The 2861-nt window shown below is 69.0% G+C and carries 2 protein-coding genes; one reads left to right on the forward strand and one right to left on the reverse strand.

Features of this window, described 5'->3' with window-relative positions:
* Window positions 1-508 (reverse strand): hypothetical protein (locus tag x551_RS20680; RefSeq protein ID WP_036250844.1); only part of this gene is annotated, 508 nt, incomplete at its 3' end.
* 194 nt (window positions 509-702) lie between these two features.
* Between x551_RS20680 and metG the strand changes: the two genes are divergently transcribed.
* Entirely contained in the window at window positions 703-2796 is a 2094-nt protein-coding gene (metG, locus tag x551_RS20685) for a methionine--tRNA ligase (RefSeq protein WP_036250847.1), read from the forward strand.
* Window positions 2797-2861: the final 65 nt, after the last annotated feature.

The raw sequence follows: 2861 nt of genomic DNA on the forward strand, positions 1-2861 counted from the left end.
CCGCCTCGGTGCGCCGCAGGCCGGCGAGTTCGGCAGCGATGCGCGTCCGGGTGGGCGCGGCCACGCGGAACAGCGACTGCACATAGGCCGAACCCAGCCGCTGCCCGGCCGTGCAGGCCCGCTGCAGCGGCAGCGTGTAGAGCTGCTGCCATTCACGCAGCGCCATCGTCAGCGACTCGACGCGACCGACCTGCGAGGGGTTGTCCGCCACCAGGCCGCGCAGGCGCGCCAGCGGTTCGCTCCAGGGGTTGCCGTCCGGGCGCCTTCGGGGGCCGAGGCCACCGGGCGCCCCGACGGCCACGCACAGCGCCATCTCGGTGGGCGGCGCCGCGAGGCGGTCGAGTTCGGCCAGCACTGCGATCGCCTGTTCGCTGCGCAGGCGCAGCTCCTGCGACTGCAGCAGCGCCGCGTAGTCGCGCCAGCCGATCAGCAGCAGGCCGACCAGCAGCACCAGCAGTCCGCAGAACACCAGCGGCAGGCGCCACGCCACGTACAGGCCGCGTGGCATTCAGGCGCTCCCGACGGCGGACCGCAGGGCGGTGGGACGGAGCGTGCGGTGAGGCGGCAGGAGCGGGTTCATGCGAAGCGGAAGCCGGAGAGACAGGCCGGCGGCAGCCGGGCAAGGGTCGGATTATCGGGGGCCAGACCTACAATCTTTTTCTTCGGCCATTGTCCCTGCCGGCCCCCGCCGGCCCCGTTCCCATGCCGCGCCAGCTGTTCGTCACCACCGCCCTGCCCTATGCCAACGGGCATTTCCACATCGGCCACATCATGGAGTACATCCAGGCCGACATCTGGGTGCGCTTCCAGCGCATGCAGGGCCGCGTGGTGCACTTCGTCGGCGCCGACGACGCGCACGGCGCGCCGATCATGATCGCCGCCGAGAAGGCCGGCAAGACGCCGCAGCAGTTCGTGGCCGACATCGCCGCCGGCCGCAAGCCCTACCTCGACGGCTTCCACATCGCCTTCGACAACTGGCACTCGACCGACGGCCCCGAGAACCACCAGCTCGCGCAGGACACCTACCGCGCGCTGCGCCGCAACGGCCTGATCTTCACGCGCGAGATCGAGCAGTTCTTCGATCCGGTGAAGGCCATGTTCCTGCCCGACCGCTACATCAAGGGCGAGTGTCCGAAGTGCGGCGCGAAGGACCAGTACGGCGACTCCTGCGAGGTCTGCGGTGCGGTCTACGCGCCCACCGAGCTGAAGAACCCCTACTCCACGCTGACCGGCGCGACGCCGGTCATGAAGACCAGCGAGCACCACTTCTTCCAGCTCAGCTCGCCGCGCTGCCTCGATTTCCTGAAGGACTGGACCCACGGCAGCGCGCCGATCAGCGGCCAGCCGCGCCTGCAGGCCGAGGTGCTGAACAAGATCAAGGAGTGGTTCGCCACCGACGAGCAAGGCCACGGTGGTCTGGCCGACTGGGACATCTCGCGCGACGCGCCCTACTTCGGCATCGAGATTCCCGACGCGCCGGGCAAGTACTTCTACGTGTGGCTCGACGCGCCGATCGGCTACCTGGCCTCGCTGAAGAACTACTTCGACAAGCAGGGGCTGGACTTCGAGGCCTTCATGGCCGACCCGAAGACCGAGCAGGTGCATTTCATCGGCAAGGACATCACCTATTTCCACACGCTGTTCTGGCCGGCGATGCTGCACTTCAGCGGCCGGCGCACGCCGGACCACGTGTTCGTGCACGGCTTCATCACAGTGAGCGGCGAGAAGATGAGCAAGAGCCGCGGCACCGGCATCTCGCCGCTGCGCTACCTCGAGATCGGCATGAATGCCGAGTGGCTGCGCTACTACATCGCGGCCAAGCTGAACGGCCGCGTCGAGGACGTGGACTTCAACCCGGATGACTTCGTCGCGCGGGTCAACAGCGACCTGGTGGGGAAGTACATCAACATCGCCAGTCGGGCGGCGGGCTTCCTATCCAAGCGCTTCGACGGCCGGCTGACCGCCGAGTTGCCGGCCGAGAGCCGCACGCTGCTCGAAGGCCTGCAGGCTGCGCGCGACGACATCGCGCGGCTGTACGAGGATCGCGAGTACGCGAAGGCCCTGCGCGAGGCCATGGCACTGGCCGACCGTGTGAACGAGTACGTCGACGCCAACAAGCCCTGGGAGCTCGCCAAGCAGGCTGGCCAGGACGCACGCCTTCAGCAGGTCTGCAGCACCTGCATCGAGGCCTTCCGCCTGCTGACGATCTACCTGAAGCCGGTGTTGCCGGCGCTGGCGGCGCAGGTCGAAGGGTTTTTGAAGGTCGAGCCGATGCGCTTCGCCGACGCCGGCCGCCTGCTGGGCGCGCACGCGATCGGCGAATACAAGCATCTGATGCAGCGCGTCGACCCGAAGCTGCTCGATGCGCTGTTCGAGCCACCGGCCGAGCCCTCGCCCCAGACCTCTCCCGCGGCGGCGGGAGCGGGAGCCGTTCCCGGCGGCGAGGCGCTGGCGCCGACGATCACGATCGACGATTTCACGAAGATCGACCTGCGTCTCGCGCAGATCGTCGACGCGGCACTCGTCGAGGGCAGCACCAAACTGCTGCGCCTCTCGCTCGATGTCGGCGAAGGCCGCCACCGCACCGTCTTCAGCGGCATCCAGTCGGCGTTCAAGCCGGCCGACGTGATCGGCAAGTTCACGGTGGTGGTCGCCAACCTGGCGCCGCGCAAGATGAAGTTCGGCCTCAGCGAAGGCATGGTGCTGGCCGCGTCGCACGCCGACGAGAAGACCCATCCCGGGCTCTACCTGCTCGAGCCAACGCCCGGCGCCGTGCCGGGCCTGCGGGTGCGATGACGCCCGCTGCCGCGCGCGACCCTCGATGAGCGACCCGCGCGACGCCCGCCCCCTGCCCCGTGCCG

This window comes from Methylibium sp. T29, from assembly GCF_000576205.1.
GTDB classification, from domain to species: Bacteria; Pseudomonadota; Gammaproteobacteria; order Burkholderiales; family Burkholderiaceae_C; genus Methylibium; species Methylibium petroleiphilum.